The 18,214-nt window shown below is 63.3% G+C and carries 17 protein-coding genes; 16 read left to right on the forward strand and 1 reads right to left on the reverse strand.

All coding sequences use genetic code 11. The features are described 5' to 3' along the window. The first annotated feature begins 102 nt into the window (after nucleotides 1–102). From DFS13_RS36020 to DFS13_RS36090, 15 genes are all read left to right on the forward strand, one after another. Entirely contained in the window at nucleotides 103–546 is a 444-nt protein-coding gene (locus DFS13_RS36020; protein WP_258400026.1) for an aminotransferase class III-fold pyridoxal phosphate-dependent enzyme, read from the forward strand. 595 nt (nucleotides 547–1,141) lie between these two features. Continuing rightward, on the forward strand, nucleotides 1,142–2,284 hold the full coding sequence (locus tag DFS13_RS36025; protein ID WP_012431158.1) for a transporter substrate-binding domain-containing protein: 1,143 nt from the start codon (nucleotides 1,142–1,144) through the stop codon (nucleotides 2,282–2,284). Then, nucleotides 2,281–2,883: an ANTAR domain-containing response regulator gene (locus tag DFS13_RS36030; RefSeq protein WP_012431159.1), complete on the forward strand. Its 603-nt coding sequence runs from the start codon at nucleotides 2,281–2,283 to the stop codon at nucleotides 2,881–2,883. Before DFS13_RS36025 ends, DFS13_RS36030 begins: the two co-directional genes overlap by 4 nt. A 191-nt stretch (nucleotides 2,884–3,074) precedes the next feature. Next, complete coding sequence (locus tag DFS13_RS36035) at nucleotides 3,075–3,905, forward strand: nitrilase family protein (RefSeq protein WP_012431160.1); 831 nt, start codon at nucleotides 3,075–3,077, stop codon at nucleotides 3,903–3,905. 68 nt (nucleotides 3,906–3,973) lie between these two features. Continuing rightward, nucleotides 3,974–5,137, forward strand: a complete 1,164-nt coding sequence (locus tag DFS13_RS36040) for a substrate-binding protein (RefSeq protein WP_012431161.1) — start codon at nucleotides 3,974–3,976, stop codon at nucleotides 5,135–5,137. A gap of 83 nt (nucleotides 5,138–5,220) precedes the next feature. Then, a complete protein-coding gene (locus DFS13_RS36045; RefSeq protein WP_175932827.1) occupies nucleotides 5,221–6,054 on the forward strand; it encodes a branched-chain amino acid ABC transporter permease in 834 nt (277 codons plus the stop codon). Beyond that, a complete protein-coding gene (locus DFS13_RS36050; RefSeq protein ID WP_012431163.1) occupies nucleotides 6,047–7,861 on the forward strand; it encodes an ATP-binding cassette domain-containing protein in 1,815 nt (604 codons plus the stop codon). Before DFS13_RS36045 ends, DFS13_RS36050 begins: the two co-directional genes overlap by 8 nt. Then, complete coding sequence (locus tag DFS13_RS36055; protein ID WP_012431164.1) at nucleotides 7,858–8,559, forward strand: ABC transporter ATP-binding protein; 702 nt, start codon at nucleotides 7,858–7,860, stop codon at nucleotides 8,557–8,559. Before DFS13_RS36050 ends, DFS13_RS36055 begins: the two co-directional genes overlap by 4 nt. Nucleotides 8,560–8,596: 37 nt before the next feature. Beyond that, nucleotides 8,597–9,283 carry an urease subunit beta gene (locus tag DFS13_RS36060; RefSeq protein ID WP_012431165.1) on the forward strand — a complete coding sequence of 229 codons (687 nt, stop codon included), beginning with the start codon at nucleotides 8,597–8,599 and terminating at the stop codon, nucleotides 9,281–9,283. A 2-nt stretch (nucleotides 9,284–9,285) separates the two neighbouring features. Then, nucleotides 9,286–11,001 carry an urease subunit alpha gene (gene ureC / locus DFS13_RS36065; protein WP_012431166.1) on the forward strand — a complete coding sequence of 572 codons (1,716 nt, stop codon included), beginning with the start codon at nucleotides 9,286–9,288 and terminating at the stop codon, nucleotides 10,999–11,001. Nucleotides 11,002–11,010: 9 nt separating this feature from the next. Continuing rightward, nucleotides 11,011–11,625 carry an urease accessory protein UreG gene (gene ureG / locus DFS13_RS36070; protein WP_012431167.1) on the forward strand — a complete coding sequence of 205 codons (615 nt, stop codon included), beginning with the start codon at nucleotides 11,011–11,013 and terminating at the stop codon, nucleotides 11,623–11,625. Between the two features lie 17 nt (nucleotides 11,626–11,642). Next, nucleotides 11,643–12,437, forward strand: a complete 795-nt coding sequence (locus DFS13_RS36075; protein ID WP_223274410.1) for an urease accessory protein UreD — start codon at nucleotides 11,643–11,645, stop codon at nucleotides 12,435–12,437. Between the two features lie 8 nt (nucleotides 12,438–12,445). Continuing rightward, the gene (locus tag DFS13_RS36080; RefSeq protein WP_012431169.1) at nucleotides 12,446–12,967 is read left to right on the forward strand and encodes an urease accessory protein UreE; all 522 of its coding nucleotides are present in this window, start codon (nucleotides 12,446–12,448) and stop codon (nucleotides 12,965–12,967) included. Then, on the forward strand, nucleotides 12,945–13,679 hold the full coding sequence (locus DFS13_RS36085) for an urease accessory protein UreF (RefSeq protein ID WP_223274406.1): 735 nt from the start codon (nucleotides 12,945–12,947) through the stop codon (nucleotides 13,677–13,679). The genes DFS13_RS36080 and DFS13_RS36085 overlap by 23 nt, the downstream gene beginning before the upstream one ends. Before the next feature lie 20 nt (nucleotides 13,680–13,699). Further along, nucleotides 13,700–15,265 (forward strand): ABC transporter substrate-binding protein, encoded by a 1,566-nt coding sequence (locus DFS13_RS36090; RefSeq protein ID WP_012431171.1) that lies wholly within the window; start codon nucleotides 13,700–13,702, stop codon nucleotides 15,263–15,265. 516 nt (nucleotides 15,266–15,781) lie between these two features. Here the strand turns inward: DFS13_RS36090 and DFS13_RS36095 are convergent. Further along, nucleotides 15,782–16,813 (reverse strand): LacI family DNA-binding transcriptional regulator, encoded by a 1,032-nt coding sequence (locus tag DFS13_RS36095; RefSeq protein WP_012431172.1) that lies wholly within the window; start codon nucleotides 16,811–16,813, stop codon nucleotides 15,782–15,784. A 723-nt stretch (nucleotides 16,814–17,536) separates the two neighbouring features. Here DFS13_RS36095 and DFS13_RS36100 point away from each other — a divergent pair. Continuing rightward, a complete protein-coding gene (locus DFS13_RS36100; protein ID WP_012431173.1) occupies nucleotides 17,537–18,214 on the forward strand; it encodes a DUF1028 domain-containing protein in 678 nt (225 codons plus the stop codon).

Below are 18,214 nucleotides of genomic sequence, written 5' to 3' on the forward strand. Positions count from 1 at the left end.
TTCATCGTCGTGGGTCCGTTCCGTGAGCTGTCTTCTAAACGTCCTCGGCTACGTCTGCGATGACCGCCGAGCCGAATAAATCAGCGTTTCCTTAGTGATGAGATTCCGTATTTCAACACTTTTGGTGGCAATCCGGTTTCCATGGCCGCGGCCCAGGCTGTGCTCAACGTCATTCGCGAGGAACGGCTTCAAGAGCACAGTCAACAGGTCGGCGCACGTCTGCTCGGCGAGTTTTCCCGTCTGGCCGAGCGCCACGAGTGCGTAGGGGACGTGAGGGGGGCGGGGTTGTTTATCGGTTTCGAACTGGTTACGGACCGGGAGAGTAAAACGCCGGACAAGGCTCGTGCGCTTGACGTCATCGAGAACCTGCGTGATCAACGCGTGCTTACCTCCGTGGCGGGCCCGCATGGAAATGTGCTCAAACTTCGGCCGCCGCTGGCCTTTCAGGCTCAGGATATCGACTGGGTTGTGAGCGCACTGGATCAGGCGCTCGTTGCTACGGAACGTAATGCATCATCCCGCGCGGTCAGGAGTCAGCTCAACTAACCCTGGCAGAGGCGGCTTCCTCGCAGTTGCCGGGTACGGCGATGCCGGAGCGGAGATTACTGCTTTGGCCCGATTGGGCAACGCCGGAAGGGTACCAAGCAAAGTTGCAGGCCGTAGGGGGCCGTCCGTGCCTCGATCACGGCTTGTATCCGGTGCGTGACTCAGGGCGCCGCATAATGGCTGCCGCGATTACGTGGCAGACCATCATCGAGCCCGTAAGCGACAGCGGATTTTTTGACGAATAGATCTGACGGTGGCATCGGCGCAGCGATAATTCTTGCCTGAGCTTCGCGGATTGCCTCCTGCCGGGGCAAGGTATCCTCGCGCAGTCGTTTCATCGAAGGCACAAGTGTCGTGAAGCCGATACTGCGAAGACAGCTCCTGCCGCCGTCCGACCTCAATGCTTCGGAGGACCACACGCACTATTGAGCAACGTCACGCTACTTCTGGCCGTCAGCAGTGCTGACGCGTGAGCCGGGGTCCAACCGACAGAGTTCCCAATTGCCGGGCCGCATGCTTTATTTTCGCCTATTTTTTTCCGCTACTCTTATCCGGAATCAGGTTATGAGAGAGTGTCGCGGCAGGCGGGCTGGTTATGAAAGACGAGTGGCGGATAGGCATCCTGTTTTCCCGTTCCGGCGTGGCCGAAGAGACCGAGTCGGAGTATTTTCGCGGCACTGTGCTTGCCATAGAGGAAATCAACGCGGCGGGTGGCGTGCTCGGTCGCCCTATCGTACCCGTGTGCTACGACCCAAGGTCCGATTCCGCCGAGTATCGGCGCTATGCCGACAAACTGCTGGTCGACGACGGCGTCAGCGTGATCTTCGGGTGTTTGTTATCGGCCAGTCGCAAAGCGATACTGGGAAGCCTGGAGCGCCGCAACGGGCTGCTCTGGTACCCGGCCAACTACGAAGGGTTCGAGTATTCGCCGAACGTCATCTACACCGGGGCTGCGCCGAATCAAAGCACGATGCAACTGGCGGGCTACATCATTTCGCATGTCGGGAAGGACATCACGCTCGTCGGGTCGGATTACGTCTTTCCGCGCGAGACCAACCGGCTATTGCGCTGTTTGATCGAAAGCGCCGGCGGCCGCATCGTCGACGAGACCTACGTGCCGATCGTTCCGGACGAGATCGTCCTGCGCCGCGTGGTCGACGGCATCAAGCGCGATCGGCCGGCGGCTGTCGTGTCGACCATCATCGGCTGCGGTACGCGCCCCTTCTATCGATTCTACCGGGACGCTGGCCTCGATCCGCGGGAGCTGCCGGTGGGAAGTCTTTCGCTGGCGGAAAACCAGGTCAGCAAAATCGGTCCGGAATATTGCTCGGGCCACATTACTTCCGCCACGTATTTTGCGAGCGTCGATACGTCCAGCAGTCGGCGATTTCAGGAAGGTTTTGCACGGCGCTTCGGCCGCGACTCGATGCCGAGCTACAACTCGGAAAGTGCCTACAACCAGATCTACCTGTTTTCGGCGGCCCTGGAGCGCGCGGGAGTGGATGATCCGCAAAAGCTCGCGGCGGCCGCCGCTGGTGTGGAATTCGATGCGCCGCAGGGACGTGTCATCGTCGATGCCGACAACAACCATACCTGGCTCAATTCTCGGATCGGCATTCTGAACGACAGGGGGCAGTTCGACCTCGTCTGGGAAGCGCTCCATCCAGTCAAACCCGATCCCTATCTGATCAGTCATTCATTCGACTACGGTGCGCAACACGCGAGGATGCCCGATTGAGCAACGAAGACATCATCCATCACCTGCGCAATATTCGCGTGCTGGTAGTTCATCCGCCCGACACGGACGGCAGGGACCTCACACATCAACTGAAGCGCATCGGATGTCAGGTCGAAGCGATCTGGCCGCCCGTGGCGGTGCTGCCGCCGGCCGAAGCGCTGTTCTTTTTGATCGGCGATCCGCCTGACATTTCCTGGCTGGCATCGGAGACCGAAGGGGCGCGCGTCGCGGTGCTCGATTCGGAAAATCCAACCCTGCTCAAGGCATTGCTCGACAGCAATACGCACGGCGTGCTGGTACGTCCGTTGCGCGCGGTCGGCATCCTGTCCGCGCTGGTGCTCGCGCTTTCCTTGCGCGCCTATGAGCAGCGCCTGATCGGCAAGGCGTCGAAGATCGAGGAAACGCTCAAGGCCCGACGCGAAATCGAGAAGGCCACTCGCATCATCATGAGCGTGCGCAACATGAGCGAGGCCGACGCTTATCAGTTCATTCGCAAGCAGGCGTCTGGCAAGCGGGTGTCTACCAGCGTGATCGCCAATTCGATCATCAGCGCGCAGGAAATGCTCGACGGACTCGATTTGCAGAAAGGTGAGTCCTGACGCATTCGTGCGCCGAAGTGTCGTTTGTCGGGTAATTTTTTTCAGGCTTGACGCTCAATTTTGTTCCGTGACTAATACGGGCAAGGCGTCTTCCACGTCCCGCGGCAGCGTTGCCGCTACCACGGCTACGAAAGCTCCCAGATTCCGTTACTCCACGGACTGGGAGCTTTTTGCTTTTTTCAAGGAAAAACGTGCAGATCGCTTGCGTGCAAATGGCGCCCCGGATCGGCGAAAAGGATCTCAACGTACGACGCGCCATCGACTTCGTGACACGAGCGGCGGACCTGGGCGCCGAGCTCGTTGTCTTGCCGGAACTGGCGAACACCGGTTACGTGTTCGACTCGCGCGCCGAAGCGGAAAGCCTGGCCGAGCCCGTGCCGGACGGCTCGACCACTGCGGCCTGGAGCGAGGTCGCGTCTGCGCTTGGCGTCTACATCGTCGCCGGCATCGCCGAAAAGGCGGATGGCGCGCTGTACAACAGCGCCGTGCTCCTCGGACCCGACGGCTATCTCGGCAGCTATCGAAAGACGCATCTGTGGGGCGACGAGAAGAAGCTGTTCGCCAGCGGCGATCGGCCCTCGCCGATCTACGACACGCCGCTGGGCCGGATCGCGATCGCGATCTGCTACGACCTCTGGTTTCCCGAACTGTTTCGCCTCTATGCGCTGGGCGGCGCGCAGATCGTATGCGTCCCGACCAACTGGGTACCGATGCCGAACCAGTCGGCCGATCGTCCGGCCATGGCGAATACGCTCGCGATGGCCGCCGCGCATACGAACGGCCTGGTAGTCGCCTGTGCGGATCGCGTCGGCGTCGAACGCGGACAGCCTTTCGAGGGGCAAAGCCTCGTCGTGGACCAGAGTGGCTGGCCCGTGGGCGACGTAGCGAGCCGCTCGCTCGAGGAAATCGTTAGCGCCTCCATCACGCTCGACGCACGCACGAGCGTCGGCACGCACAACGACGTGCTGGCGGATCGGCGCGCGGATATCTACGGCCGCATCCCGGCATTCGACGGGCACTGAGCGCAGGCGTCGACAGGGTTCTTTGAAAGGCAACCGGTGAGCAAAAAACAAACTCCAGGAGAAATACTATGCATGACGTAAAGAAAACAGTCGGTTTCGTCGCCGGCATGGCGCTGTGCCTGAGCGTGCCCGTCGCATACGCAGCCAACGACATCGTGGTCGGCGTAGCAGTGGGGCTGAGTGGTGCGAACAGCGTGGTTGCGCCTTCGGTGGTGCAGGCGGCCGATCTGGCCGTGGATCAGATCAATGCCGCCGGCGGCGTGCTCGGTCGCAAGCTGCGGCTCGAGATCGTGGATGACAGCTCGAGCGCCGCCGGCGCGCAGAAAGCCTATGACGTGCTGGTATTCCAGAAAAAGGTCGACGCGATCGTCAGCATGGAGACCAGCGCGGCCCGCAACGCGGCGCTGCCCATCGTCACGCGCGGCAGGATACCGTTTATCTACACCTCGTTCTACGAGGGACGCTCGTGCAACAAGTACATGTATATCAATGCATGGGTGCCCGAGCAGCAGGTTGCGCCGATGGTCGATTACTTCACCAGGCAAAAGGATGCCAAGACCTTCTTTCTGATCGGCAGCGACTATGCTTTCGGGCGCGGCATGCTGGCGTTCACGCGCAAGTACATCGAGAAAACCGGCGGCAAGGTCGTCGGTGAGGAATACAACCCGATCGACGCGACCGACTGGACCGCCATCGTCAGCAAGATTCGCGCGGTCCACCCCGACGCGTTGATGATCTCGACGGCTGGCGGCGTGCCGAACGTCACCCTGACCAAGCAGTTGCGCACCGGCGGCATCAAGGCTCTGTACGGCAATCTCAGCATCGACGAGGGCACGGCCAGGAGCATGGGCGCGGATGCGGTCGGCACCTATGTGGCCGGCTCGTATTACACCAGCCTGCAGACACCCGCCAATCAGAAATTCATGGCCGCAATGAAGGCCAGGTTCGGCGACAAGCTGGAAACGCCGAACGACCTCTCGGTGCCGGAATACGATGCGGTGCTCGCATACGCCGAGGCCGTCGCCAAGGCCGGTTCGACCGCGACCGACAAGGTGATTCCGGCGCTCGCGTCGGTCACGGTGGATGGGCCGCGCGGCGCCATCACCATGGACAAGGAGCGTCACGCGGCACTTTCCATGTACCTGGGGCAGGTAATGCCCGACGGCAGTGTCAAGGTCATCTCCGAGTTCAAGAACGAGGATCCGGGCGAGCAGTGCCCGAACCTCAAATGATGCCTGGATCGATCAGCGCACACGCCAAGCCCCGGCCGCAAGGCGGTCGCGGGGCGTCTTTCTCGTAAAAGGTCGCGTATATGATTGCGCTCGTTCTCGATGTCCTGACAACGGCATCGATTCTGTTCGTTGTAGCCAGCGGATTGCTGCTCGTGTTCGGCGTAATGAAGATCATCAATTTCGCGCACGGCGCGGTCATCACGCTGGGCGGCTACGCCGCGCTGGCATGTACCGGGTTGGGCATGAACCCCTGGCTGGGCTTGCCGCTGGGCGCGCTGGTCGGTGGCGTCGCGGGCGTCGTGGTCGAGTCTCTGGCCGTGCGACCGCTCTACGCACGGCCGCTGGATGCGATCCTCGCCACCTGGGGGCTCGGCATCGTCATCAGCCAGGTCGTGACCTTGTGCTTCGGCCGCGGTGTGCACTTTGCCCGTTCGCCCTTGACGGGGACGGTGAACGTGCTGGGAACGGAGTACTCGCTCTATCGGCTCAGCCTCGTACTGGTCGCTCTGGCACTCGGCGGCCTGCTGACGTTGCTGCTGCAGGGCACGCGCCTCGGTCTCGAGACACGCTCCGTGATCATGAACGAGGATCTGGCCCGCGGGCTCGGCATCAATAGCGGCCTGGTGCGGTTCGTGACCTTTTCGCTCGGCTCGGCGCTGGCCGGTATAGCGGGGATGGTGATCGCACCGCTGTCGAGCATCGATCCGAACATGGGTGTGCCCTGGCAGGTCAACGCGTTCATGCTGGTGATGGTGTCCGGCTATTCGCTGCTGACGCTGGCCGTTTCCTGTCTGGTCCTTGGAGCCGCGCAGGTGCTGATCAGCGTCTATATCGATCCCATACTCGGCGGATTGACCATCACGGTGCTGGCTGCCGTGATTCTGCGCATCCGTCCGGAAGGATTTGCCCGTGTCTGAGACTCTCGCGCAGGTTCGCCGCACCTTGCGGCCGGTGGCGATCATCGTGCTGGTGGGCGCGTTGCTCGTTGGATTCGGGCCCGTCGTGCTCGATTCCTATTCGGTCAACGTTCTGACCCGCTCCCTGCTGTATGCGGCGGTCGCCCTGACGGTCGATCTGCTGTGGGGGTATATGGGGATTCTGACCTTCGGGCAGTCCGCATTTTTCGCCATCGGCGCCTATACCTCGGGATTGATATTTACCCACATCGGTTTCAGCCCGTGGCTGGCGCTCGCGGCGCTTGTTCTGGGCGTGCTGGCGGCCATGGCGGTCGCCGCGCTGGTCGGCTGGCTGGCGTTCTGGCACGGTGCGACGAATCTCTATGCCTCGGTCATTACGCTGGTGCTTTGCATCGTCTGTACCCAGGTGATTTTTTCGGGTGGAAATTTCACCGGATCGAGCAGCGGCCTGACCGGTTTCGACAGCTTCGATCTGTCCATGCAGGCATGGTTCTGGATCGCCGGTGGCTTTCTGATCGTAGTGACGGCTGGCGCGTGGCTGCTGGTTCACAGCGACGCAGGACGGATCCTGATCGCCATTCGCGAAAACGAACAGCGTTGCGAATACCTCGGGCTGAACACTGCGCTGCTCAAGACCACCGCATTTCTTGGCTGCTCCGCCGTCGGTGCCGTTGCGGGCTATCTGTACGCCAATTATTCGATGCTGGTCTCGCCGGAACTGGCCGGTTTCGTATTCGGCACCGAGCTCGTGATCTGGACCGCGTTGGGCGGCAGGGCAACGCTGCTCGGTCCGATTTTCGGCACGATGCTGGTCGACTACGAAAGCGCGCAGCTCAGCGGTGATTTTCCTTATGTATGGAAACTTCTCATCGGCAGCATTTTCGTCATTGTCATCATCGCTTTTCCGCGCGGGCTGCTGCCCATCGTGCCAGCGGCGCTGCGCCGCTTGTTCGGGCGCGTGCGCCCCACGCAGGCGGCGCGTCGTGCGTTCGTGCCCGAGCTGGCGCTCGCCAGCGGGACGGCGCATCGGCAGGATGCCGGGGACGGCGTGCCGCCTGCGCTCCAGGTCGTCGACGTGCACAAGAATTTCGGTAGCCTCGCGGTATTGAGCGGCATAGACTTCGCCGCTCGTGCCGGAGAAATCGTCAGTCTGGTCGGGCCTAACGGCGCCGGCAAGACCACGCTCATGCGCTGCATCGCGGACGGCATGGAGCGCAGCTCAGGCGATGTCGTGGTCAACGGCCGCAGCATCGGCAAGTCGCCGCCAGCGCGCTGCGTCGCCATGGGCGTCGGGCGCAAATTCCAGATGGCCAACGTGTTCGACACCCTGACGGTGGCCGAATGCCTCGGCATCGCCCGGTTCGTCCATGATCGCCCCTCGCTGTGGCGGCGTAGAACGGCGCTGCAATTGCCCGAGGCCGCGTTTCACGTGGTCCAGGCCACCGGGTTGGCCGAGCGGCTGGGCGAGGAAGCTCGCCTGCTGTCCCACGGCCTGAAGCAGGCACTCGAGCTGGCCATGGTATTGGCGCTCGAACCACGCGTGGTCCTGCTGGACGAACCGACGGCGGGGCTCACCAAGACCGAACGCACGCAGATTGGCCGCATACTCGTGGACATCGTGCGCGAACAGGGTATCTGCGTCCTGCTGGTTGAACACGATCTGAACTTCGTTCGGGAAATCAGTTCGCGCGTCATCGTCCTGCATCAGGGAAAAATCCTGCTCGACGGATCGGTCGACGAAGTCGTCTCGTCCGAATTGGTGAGCAGCGTCTATACCGGCGGCGAGAATCTGGAGCATGCGGCATGAATCCCTTACTCCACGCAGTGAACCTGACCAGCGGCTACGGCGAATCGATGGTGGTCCGCAATCTGGCGCTTGACGTCGCCCCGGGAGAGATTGTGGCGGTGCTGGGCAAGAACGGCATGGGCAAGACCACGCTGCTGCGCACCGTGATGGGATTTCTGGGGAAAAAAACCGGTTCGGTGGCGCTTGACGGCAAGGACATCACCGTCATGCCGCCCCATCGGATCGCGCGCCTCGGCATCGGCTACGTCGCACAGGAAAAAGCCTTGTTCCAGGACCTGACGGTGCGGGAGAACCTCCGGTTGGCGACGCGCAATCGGCCACTGGCGGAGGTGATCGAAACGGCCGCGGCGGCATTTCCGTTTCTGGCGCAGCGACTCGGTCAGCGTGCCGGCACGCTCAGTGGCGGCGAGCAGAAGATGCTGCTGATGGCGCGCGCCCTGGCGACCCGCGCCAGGCTTGTGCTGGTCGACGAGATCACGGAGGGGTTGCAGCCGGCCATGGTGCAACGCATAGGCGAAGTCATCCGTCTGCAGCGCGAGCGATACGGCACCAGCTTTCTGCTGATCGAACAGCATCTCGGCTTCGCGCTGAAACTCGCTGATCGATATGTGGTCGTGCAAGGCGGCGAGATCGTGCTGTGCGGCAACAGGGGCGAGGCCGACACGAACGGCCGGATTGCCCAGTATCTCGGCGTCTAGGATTCGACGTCTCCATCGGTGTGAACGGAGTCAATGCATGCGCCTGTTTCCGCGTGAAGTCGATCGTCTGTTGCTGCATCAGGCAGCGCAACTGGCCAGATCGCGCCGCAGCAGAGGATTATTGCTGACCGAACCGGAGGCCCGCGCCCTGATCGCGGATACGGTGTGCGAGGGCGCACGCGTAGGCGGGACGGTGGCCGATATGGTGGCGCTCGCCTCCACGCTGTTGACTGACGATGACGTGATGCCCGGGGTTACCGAGCGTGTGGAGGTAGTCATGGTCGAAGCGTTTTTCCCCGACGGGCAGAAATTGGTCTGCGTGCATGATCCCATCGGCCCGGGTAGCCAGGGGGAGCCGCAGGCACCGCCGCCGCGCTGGCGCCTGGAGCGGACACCCGTCGTCGTCAATCGGCATCGCCCTACCTTGCGCCTGCGCGTCGCAAGCTCGGCAGACCGGCCGATCCAGGTCGGCTCGCACTACCATTTTTTCGAAGTTAATCCGGCGCTCGCGTTTGACCGGCACGCCGCATACGGCTACCGCCTCGACATCCCGGCGGCCACGACGCTGCGTTTCGAGCCCGGTGATACACGTGACGTCGACCTGGTGGCCATCGGAGGCGCGCGAGCGGTGTACGGCCTGGCGGGACTCGTCAACGGCGCATTGGACGATCCCGCCGTGCGGCAAGTGGCGATGTCGAGGCTCGCGGCATTTTTGGAGGAGTAGGCATGGCCTGCAGCATCGAACGCTCACGATACGTGCAGCTTTACGGTCCGACCACGGGCGATTGCGTCCGCCTGGGCGACACCGGCCTGTGGGCGCGGGTCGAACGCGACTTCTGCGCGGGCGGCGACGAACTCGTGTTCGGCGCCGGCAAGACGCTGCGCGCCGGTACCGGCTGCGACGGCGAACGGACCGCGGCCGACGGGGTGCTGGATCTCGTCGTCACCAATGCACTCGTCATCGATGCGGTCGCCGGGATCGTCAAGGGCGATATCGGCATCAAGGACGGTCGTATCGTCGGCATCGGCAAGGCAGGCGATCCGAACATCATGGACGGAGTGACGCCCGGCCTGCGCGTGGGCGTGAACACTGACATCCGCGCGGCCGAGGGCCTGATCGTGACGGCGGGTGGCATCGACTGTCACGTGCACTTCATCGATCCCGGCCAGGTGGACGAGGCGCTGTGCGGCGGCATCACCACGTTGATGGGTGGCGGCCTCGGCCCTACCACCGTGCCGATCGCCTCGACCGGCACGCGCAATCTCGGCCTGATGCTGCAGGCCGCCGAAGCGTTCCCGCTCAACTTCGGGTTCATTGCAAAAGCAGCGTCGCATGCCATCGAACCGCTCGTCGAACAGTTGTCGTGCGGTGCCGCCGGCCTCAAGATCCACGAAGACTGGGGCGCCACGCCGGCCGCGATCGACGCTGCGCTCAAAGCCGCCGAGATCGGTGGTGGCCAGATCCAGTTGCATACGGACACGCTGAACGAATCGGGCTTCGTCGAGCACACGCTGAAAGCCATCGGCGATCGTTGCATCCACGCCTATCACGTCGAGGGCGCGGGCGGTGGCCACGCGCCCGACATCATCCGCATCTGCGGCAGGGCCAACGTGCTGCCTTCGTCCACCAATCCCACCAATCCGTTCACGATCAATACGTTCGACGAGCACTTCGACATGGCGATGACGAGCCATCATCTGAACCCGCGCTTGCCGGAAGACGTGGCCTTCGCCGAGAGCCGGATCCGGCGCGAAACGATCGGTGCGGAAGACGTGTTGCATGACCTCGGCGCGATCAGTGCGATCGGCTCGGACAGTCAGGGCATGGGGCGCATCGGAGAGACCGTCGCGCGCTGCTGGCAACTGGCCGAGCATATGCGCGTGCTGCGCGGCAGCCTGGCGGAGGACCGCGGGTCCGGCGCCGACAATTTTCGCATCCTGCGCTATATCGCCAAGTACACGATCAACCCGGCGCGCATGTTCGGCATCGACGGCGAAGTGGGCTCGGTCGAGGCTGGCAAGCTGGCGGATCTGGTGTTCTGGCGTCCCGACAGTTTCGGGGCAAAGCCGGAGCTGGTGATGAAGGCTGGCTTTCCGGTGTGGGCGCCGCTCGGCGAAGCCAATGCTTCGCTGATGACCTGTGAGCCATTGCGCTACCGACCCATGTGGGGCTGCTTCGGCCGCGCGCCGCAGGCGCTTGGCGTTCGCTTCGTGGCGCCACCGTCGATCGCCGCCGATGTGGGGCGCCGCCTGGACCTGAAGGCCAAGCTGGTGCCGGTCGCGGACACACGCGGGCTGACCAAGCGGGACATGATCCGCAACGACATGGTCGCACCGATCAACGTCGATCCGGAAACCTTCCGCGTCAGCGTCGACGGACAGATCATTGATAGCGCGCCCACCGAGCGCGTGGCACTCGGCATGTCGTACATGCTCAAGTAGGAGAACACCATGACTGCAGTACGTTTGGGGATCGGTGGTCCGGTAGGTAGCGGCAAGACGCGCCTGGTCGAGCGCCTGTTGCCGGTTTTCGCCGAGGAGGGCATTTCGGTGGCCGTCATCACCAACGACCTGGTCACGCGCGAAGACGCCGAACGCGTGAAGCGCTCGGGATTGATCGATCCCGAGCGGGTGCTGGGCGTCGAAAGCGGGGCTTGCCCGCATACGGCGATTCGAGAAGATCCGTCGGTGAACCTTGAGGCGGTCGAGTGGCTGGAGCGTCGTTTCCAGCCCGCCGTAATCGTCATCGAAAGCGGCGGAGACAATCTTGCCGCGACGTTTTCGAGCGAACTGGTGGACTGGTGGGCCTTTGTGATCGACGTAGCCGGCGGCGACGATATTCCGCGCAAGCGGGGCCTGGGCGTGCTGCGCGCCGATCTGCTCGTCGTCAACAAGGTCGATCTCGCACCGTATGTCGACGCCGAACTGGACCGCATCCGCGCCGACGTAGCCAGAGCCCGTCCCGACCGGCCCTCGTTGTTTACCGATTTGCGGCGCGGCGGCGGCGTGCGTGCCGTGTTCGACGAAATCGCCCGGGCCGCGTTGTTCGGATGTATCCGCGGATGACGGATGGCTGTTTGTCGATGCGCTTCGTCCGCGACAGGACAGGGCACACCCGGCTCGCAGAGCGGCGGCAGTGCTATCCGCTGACCACGACGGCGGTGCTGCCGTTGGATCACGGACCCGGCGCGCTGATTTACGTGCAGAACGCGGCCGGTTCGGTGTTCGGCGGCGATCACCTGAACCTGGAGATGCATCTGGAAGAGGGCGCCGCGCTATGCATGTCCACGCCTTCTGCGACACGGCTGCAGGGCGATGCCTTGTCGGTGCAGCACATGCAGGTGTCGGTCGGCCGCGATGCGTTCTTCGAGTCGATTCCGGACATGCTGATTTCTCACCCGGGCGCGGTTCATCGGCAGCAGACGCAGATCGATCTGGCCGACGGCGCTGGCGCGATCGTCGCGGAATCGCTTGCCCCCGGTCGGGTCGCGCGCGGCGAACGCCACGTCTACGGATCGATTTCCCTGCGGTTGCAGGCCAGTTTCGGCGGCACGGTCGTATTGCGCGACGGGTCCACGTTTCGACCGGAGGAAGCGGATCCGGCTCTTGAGGGAAGCCTTGGCAGGGAGGGCTACATGGGCAGTCTGTTTGCCCTGGCACAAACGGGGCGAGCGGAAGACCTGGCGGAGTGCATCGATGCCGCATTGGCGAAGCTACCGGGTGTTTACGGCGGCGCGTCCGTGCTGGCGTCCCGGCATGGCGCGGTGGCGCGGTTTCTGGCCGGCGAAGCGACGCTTTTGCGCCAGGCCACGCACTTGGCCTGGGACGCCGCGAGGCGATGCATGCGCGGGCTACCCGCGCCGATACTCAGAAAATAAGGATGCTTATGTTGCTCGTGAACCAGATACTCGGCCGCGCCGATGCGCCGCGATTCTCGCACCGGCAGCACGTCGCCGTCAGCATTTCCGCCCACGATGCAGGGCGGCGCCGGATGCGTCTGCATGCCGAGGACGGCACCGAGCTCGGTATTGACCTGCCGCGGCAGAACTGGCTTTTCCACGGTGCCGTGCTGTATGACGACGGCGCGCGCATCGTCGTCGTAGCGCGCCCTGCCGAGCCGGTCATGGTGATCGCGCTGCTCGATTTGACGCCGGAAGCGGCGTTTCGTATCGGGCATGCGTTGGGCAACCGTCACAGCCCGTCGGAACTGCGCGGCAACGAAATCGTCGTGCCGGTGACCGATACCCCGGAACTCGCGTCGCGGCCGGTGCTTGCGCTCGGACTACCCGATCTGGCGATCCGATTCGAGCACAGGCGGTTCGCCGCCGATGGGCCACCGATCTGTACGGGGGCGACACACGAGCATCCGCAGCACCACGTCGGCCATGCACATCGGCACCATGGCTGATACCGAGGCGGTCGATCCGGTGCGTGCGGGCGCGCTGCTGGCGTTGATGCAACTCGCCGACGCCGCGCTACCGATCGGGCGCCACGCGCATGCAATGGGACTTGAGGCGCTGCTGCGCGCCGGGCGCGTTACGGGCGCACCGGCACTGCGCCAGATGGTCGTCGCGGCGCTCATGCATGGCGCCGCACGTGGCGACGGCGCCGCAACCGCCATGGCGCACGACGCGGTGCGCGCCGGCGATCTGCAGGCGCTCGCGGCGACCGACGCACGGCTTGATCTGCTGAAACTGACGCAGCCGGCACAAGCCGCCTCGCGCCGTTGCGGCAGCCGGCTCGCCGCACTCGCGCCGTCGCTCGGCACCGACGCGGTACTGCTGCAATATGCCGCCGAGGTCTCCGCCCGGCGCACGCCCGGCCATCTGGCAGTCGTCTCGGGAGCACTATCGGCCGCGGTGGGCATCGGCCGGGACGAGGCCGTGCTGATCGAGATGCGCGGAGTGGCGACCATGATCCTGTCGGCTGCGGTGCGGCTCGACATCGTGCCGGCAGCGGCGGCGCAAGGGTTGTTGAGCGGGCTCGCGCCGGACGTCATCGCCGCGACAGAGATTGCGCTGAACACGCGGCCCGACGACATGGAATGCAGCGCGGCTGCAGGACTTGAGATCGCGGCGATGCACCACGCCCGCGGCGACGGCCGCCTGTTTGCCACTTGACGACGATTCGAGGAGACCAAATGAAGCATGACCGGATACTGCGGGTGGCGCTGGACTGGGCCGTGGACGGCATCGACCCGCCGCGCTCGTTCGGCGGGTGGAATACCGGGCGCGTAGTACAGCAGACTCATGAAAGCCTGGTCGAGGACGACTTCGATACGGAGCCCAGCCCGCCCGATGCGCCCACGCGCGTCGTGCCGCGTCTGGCCGAGCATGTCGAAGTGTCGCGTGAGGCGCGTCGTTTCGTGTTTCGCTTGCGCGACGGCGTGCGCTTTCACGACGGCGCGCCGCTCGATGCCGACGCCGTGGTGCTCAATTACGAGCGGATGGTGCGTCCCGACTCGCCGTATTATTCGCCCGTGGTGGCCGACTTCAATCGTGCCGGGGCTGCGGCGATCGAATGCGTGCGCGCACTCGACGCGAGGACGGTTGAGTTTCTGCTGTGCGAGCCGTTCCCGGAATTCCTGCGCTATATGACGCAGGAGGACGCGCCAGGGGCTCAGTCGCTGATCAGCCCGGCGGCGCTGCGCCGGTGGGGCGCCGACGGCTGCACCGATCGAGCACCCGGTACCGGGGCGTTCCGCTTCGAGCGCCGTTTCGAGACGGCAGGCGGATCCGCGGTGGCGCTGTCGCGCAACGACGCGTATTGGGGTGGGGCGCCTGCGCTTGCGGGCGTCCACTTCCTGCCGTTTCCCGACCTCGGCGACCGTGTCCGCGCGCTCGTCGAGGGCCGCGTGGATTTCGCCTACAGCCTGGAGGGCGCGGATCTCGAGGATCTGGCCGCGCGCGGGTTCAGCGTGCCGGCGTTTGCGCCGCCCTATCTGTGGTATCTGGTATTCAATCTGCGCGATCCGCATCTGTCCGACGTGCGGGTGCGGCGCGCCATCGCCTGCGCGATCGATCGCACGGCCCTGTGCGGAACGCTTTTTCCGGGCGCCGCGCTGCCTGCCAGCAGTGCGATTCCGCCGGGGGCGCCGGCGCATGTGGCGGACTTGCCGGATCGCTATGCGTACGATCCGCAGCGTGCCCGCGCGCTGCTGGCCGAAGCAGGCGTCGTGGATACGCTGTCCTTACGGGTGGTCGCGGCGCGCGCCGGCTCGGCGCAACTCGATCCTGGATCGATCTACGCATGCGTGGCCCGGGATCTGGCCAGGATCGGCATTCGTCTGGAGGTGACGCTCCATGAAGATTGGGTGGCCTACTGCAATCAGTGGCGTGAAGGTGCGCCCGACGGCATTGCTTTCAGCGAAATGAGCTGGGGGATGTCCTGCGACCTGTGGCTGGAGCAGGTGCTACATGGTGCGAACCTGTCGCCGTGCGGCTTTAATGCAGGCTACAACCGCGATGGCGTGCTCGATGCGCTGCTTGACCGCGCACGCACGACCGTCTCGACGGACGAACGGATCGCACTGTATCGGGCCGCCGATGCGCGCGTAATGGACACATTGCCGATCTTGCCGTTGTTTACTTCGCGACGCGGCATGGTCGCCTGGGCTCCTGCGGTGGAGGGAATGAAGCTGGTCAATCAATGCTGGCAGGATTTTCGGCGCGTCGCGCTGAAGTCGGGTAGACCGGGTACGGACTAAGGCAAGGCGATCCGACGTAGGCGTTGTGCCTGATAGCCCGATGCCCGAACCATTTCATCGTGCACGGTGATTACTGACATGCGCACCACATACTGCCTTATGCGTTAGCGCCTTCGACGTGATCAATCACACGCCCTGATGCTCACAGTATTGGCAGGCCCGCATGGAAATGCGCCCCAAAGCCACCGCGGGCCATTCAGGCGCGATATCGAACGGGTCGTGAGCGCGGTGGATCGGGCGCTGGTTGCTGCAGCGCCTGATAAATTGTCCCGCTACGTCACGGTTCAACTCAAGTAACCCGGATACAGGCCGTCTTCTCGCAATTGTCGCGTACGGCGATGCCAGGCGACCTTAAAGCGGCGCTTACCCTTCTGGCCGGTTGGTAGCGCCGGACAGGGACGAAACCAGGTAGCAGGCCGCCCGGTGCGCCTGAACGACGACCTGCGCTCCGGTGAGGCGCTCGGCTCAGGCTTCGAAGGTGGCTGTCGCGAAGCGTTCCGGTTGCGCTTGCGCGAATCAGAAGGAAGCCCCGCTGATCAGTCTGTAGCCTACATCGCGAATTACGGGTGCCGGTGCGGCGCCGACCAGCCTTCCAACGAGCATTTCTGCTGCCGCCACACCCATTTCATAACCTGGAGTTGCCACGGTCGTGAGCTTGGGCGTTATTTCCGAGGCAATCTGATAGTTCCCATATCCAGCGATGCCGATTCGACCAGGTACCCTCCAGCCTCGGCGCATGCATTCAAAGATCATCCCCGCGGCAAGTATGTCGGTGCCACAAAAGACACCATCCAGCTCGGGTTCCTCTCTGAGGAGGGCATTCAGGGTGATCCGGCCGCCGGCAAATCCTTCGGACTGTTCGGTATATGCGTGCACATCGTGACGCAGGTTCGCACGCCTGAGTGCGTCCTCGAAGCCACGTTGCCGCTCGAGGAATCGCTCTGTCGAAGCGGGGGTGAACCCGGCGAAGCCAATCCTGCGGTAGCCCGCTTCGATCATGAGATTTGTCATGTCGAAGGCCGCATCGTATAGGGAAAAGCCGACACCCATGTCAATGAACGGCCCCTTGAGACTCCATGTCTCGACCGTCGGCAGGCGCGCGTTCCTGAGCAGGTCGACAGTGTCACGGGAATGTTGCACGTCAGTCAGCACTACACCGTCGATGCGCCTCTCGATAAAGGTGCGAATGGAGTCAAGCTCTCGGTCGGCCGTCGGCGTGACCGCCAACATCAGCTGATGGTCGAGTTGATGCAGTCGATCTTCCAGACCTTGAATCATTCCGATGAAGTTGGAATTCTCCAGAGAAGGTACAAGTACACCGACCACCTGACTGCGTCCTGACGCGAGATTGCCTGCAATCCGGTTACGCGTGTAGCCCAGTTTTGCTGCGGCTTCAAGGACCCTGGCGAGCGTTTGCGGATGTACCTTGTCGGGCACCCGATAGCAGTTGGACACGGTCATGGGCGCGACACCGGCCAACGTTGCGACGTCCTGCATTGTCGCCTTTTTTTTGGCACCGCTGCGTGATGAATTGATTTTGTGGTCCACGCTCCAACCTCCTGACGAGCGGCGATACGGAAGAAGCTATCGCCGCGGGATTGCTGCGATGATTGCCTGACAAGGTTGGCCGCATGTGCCGCGTGAGCCCGGCACGATTCTCATAAACTGCGGCACCGGAGTTACTGCGCGGATGCACAGAACATGCGCTACCCTCATTCGCCGCGACATATCGGTAGCAACCGAAACATTCAGGCATGAGCCCACCGTGCCTTCCAAAGTTGCAGTGATCGAACCCACGGGAAGAAGGCTAGCGAAGCGATGGACGCCGGTCCACCGTGATGCTGCCACCTAAACCAGGCCCCGCATTTTAGCGCAACAATTGCAAGGGCCACACGCGGCGAAATGGGGTTCGATTTAAACAGGGTGCAACGCTTTAAGGGCGTAACTCCGCGGACTCCCCCGCCATTCCGGCTCACGGATAAAAAAGTGTAGCGCTACAATTTTTTCTGCTATACGCTCCGTTTCAGAGTCAAGGTTGCGCATCGGCACCAGATTGTAGCGCTACAATCGCCGATGTGAATTATCAGGAGAATGCCTTCCTGACCAGGAGCCTCGCGGTCAGGGGCGTGGTAACGACACGCCGGGCGCAACACGGCGGTCGTGAAAGCGTGCGTTTGAGCTGCGGCGGATGCCCCGAGGTTCGTGGGTGAGGCGGCGGGGATATTACACAGACGTACGGCAGTTACTTTCCCATTAATTAAGGAATACGAAATGACATTCTCAATCGCTGCAAAGGACAAGAAAACCGGCATGTTCGGCATCGCGATCGCAACCTCGGCGATTGCTGTCGGGAATCGTTGCCCCTGGGTAAAGGCAGGCGTCGGCGCCGTGACGACGCAGCATCGCACCGACACCCGTCAGGGCCCTGTCGGCCTCGAGCTCCTCAGCCAGGGACTGAGTGCGCCGGAAGTTGTCCGGGTGCTGTCACAGGCAAACGACGATCCTGGCGAACGCCAGTTCGCGGCTGTGGACAAGGAAGGGCGAGTTGCATTTTTCTGCGGACCCGCGATTCCCAACATCGCCACGGGTACCGTCGGCGACGCCTGCGTAGCCACCGGAAACTTCCTGGCCAATCACAACATCACCGATAGCATGATTGCCGAGTATGAGCGCGCCCCCGAACTGGAGTTCGGCGATCGGCTCATGAAAGCGCTCGACGCTGGTGTGAAGGCCGGCGGTGAAACCAAGCCGGTCATGTCGGCGGCGCTTCTGATTGCTGATCAGCAGAGTTGGCCGCTCGTCGATCTGCGCATCGACTTCCAGGAAAACCCCGAAGTCGCTCTGCGTGCCCTTTGGGACTTTTACAAGCCGCACCAGCAACGGTTCATCGATCAGGTCCTGCGTCCCTCGAGTCTGCAGTTGCTTACCGATTCCCCGATGAACGTTTGA

Source organism: Burkholderia sp. 28_3 (assembly GCF_003253915.1).
GTDB classification, from domain to species: domain Bacteria; phylum Pseudomonadota; class Gammaproteobacteria; order Burkholderiales; family Burkholderiaceae; genus Burkholderia; species Burkholderia cenocepacia.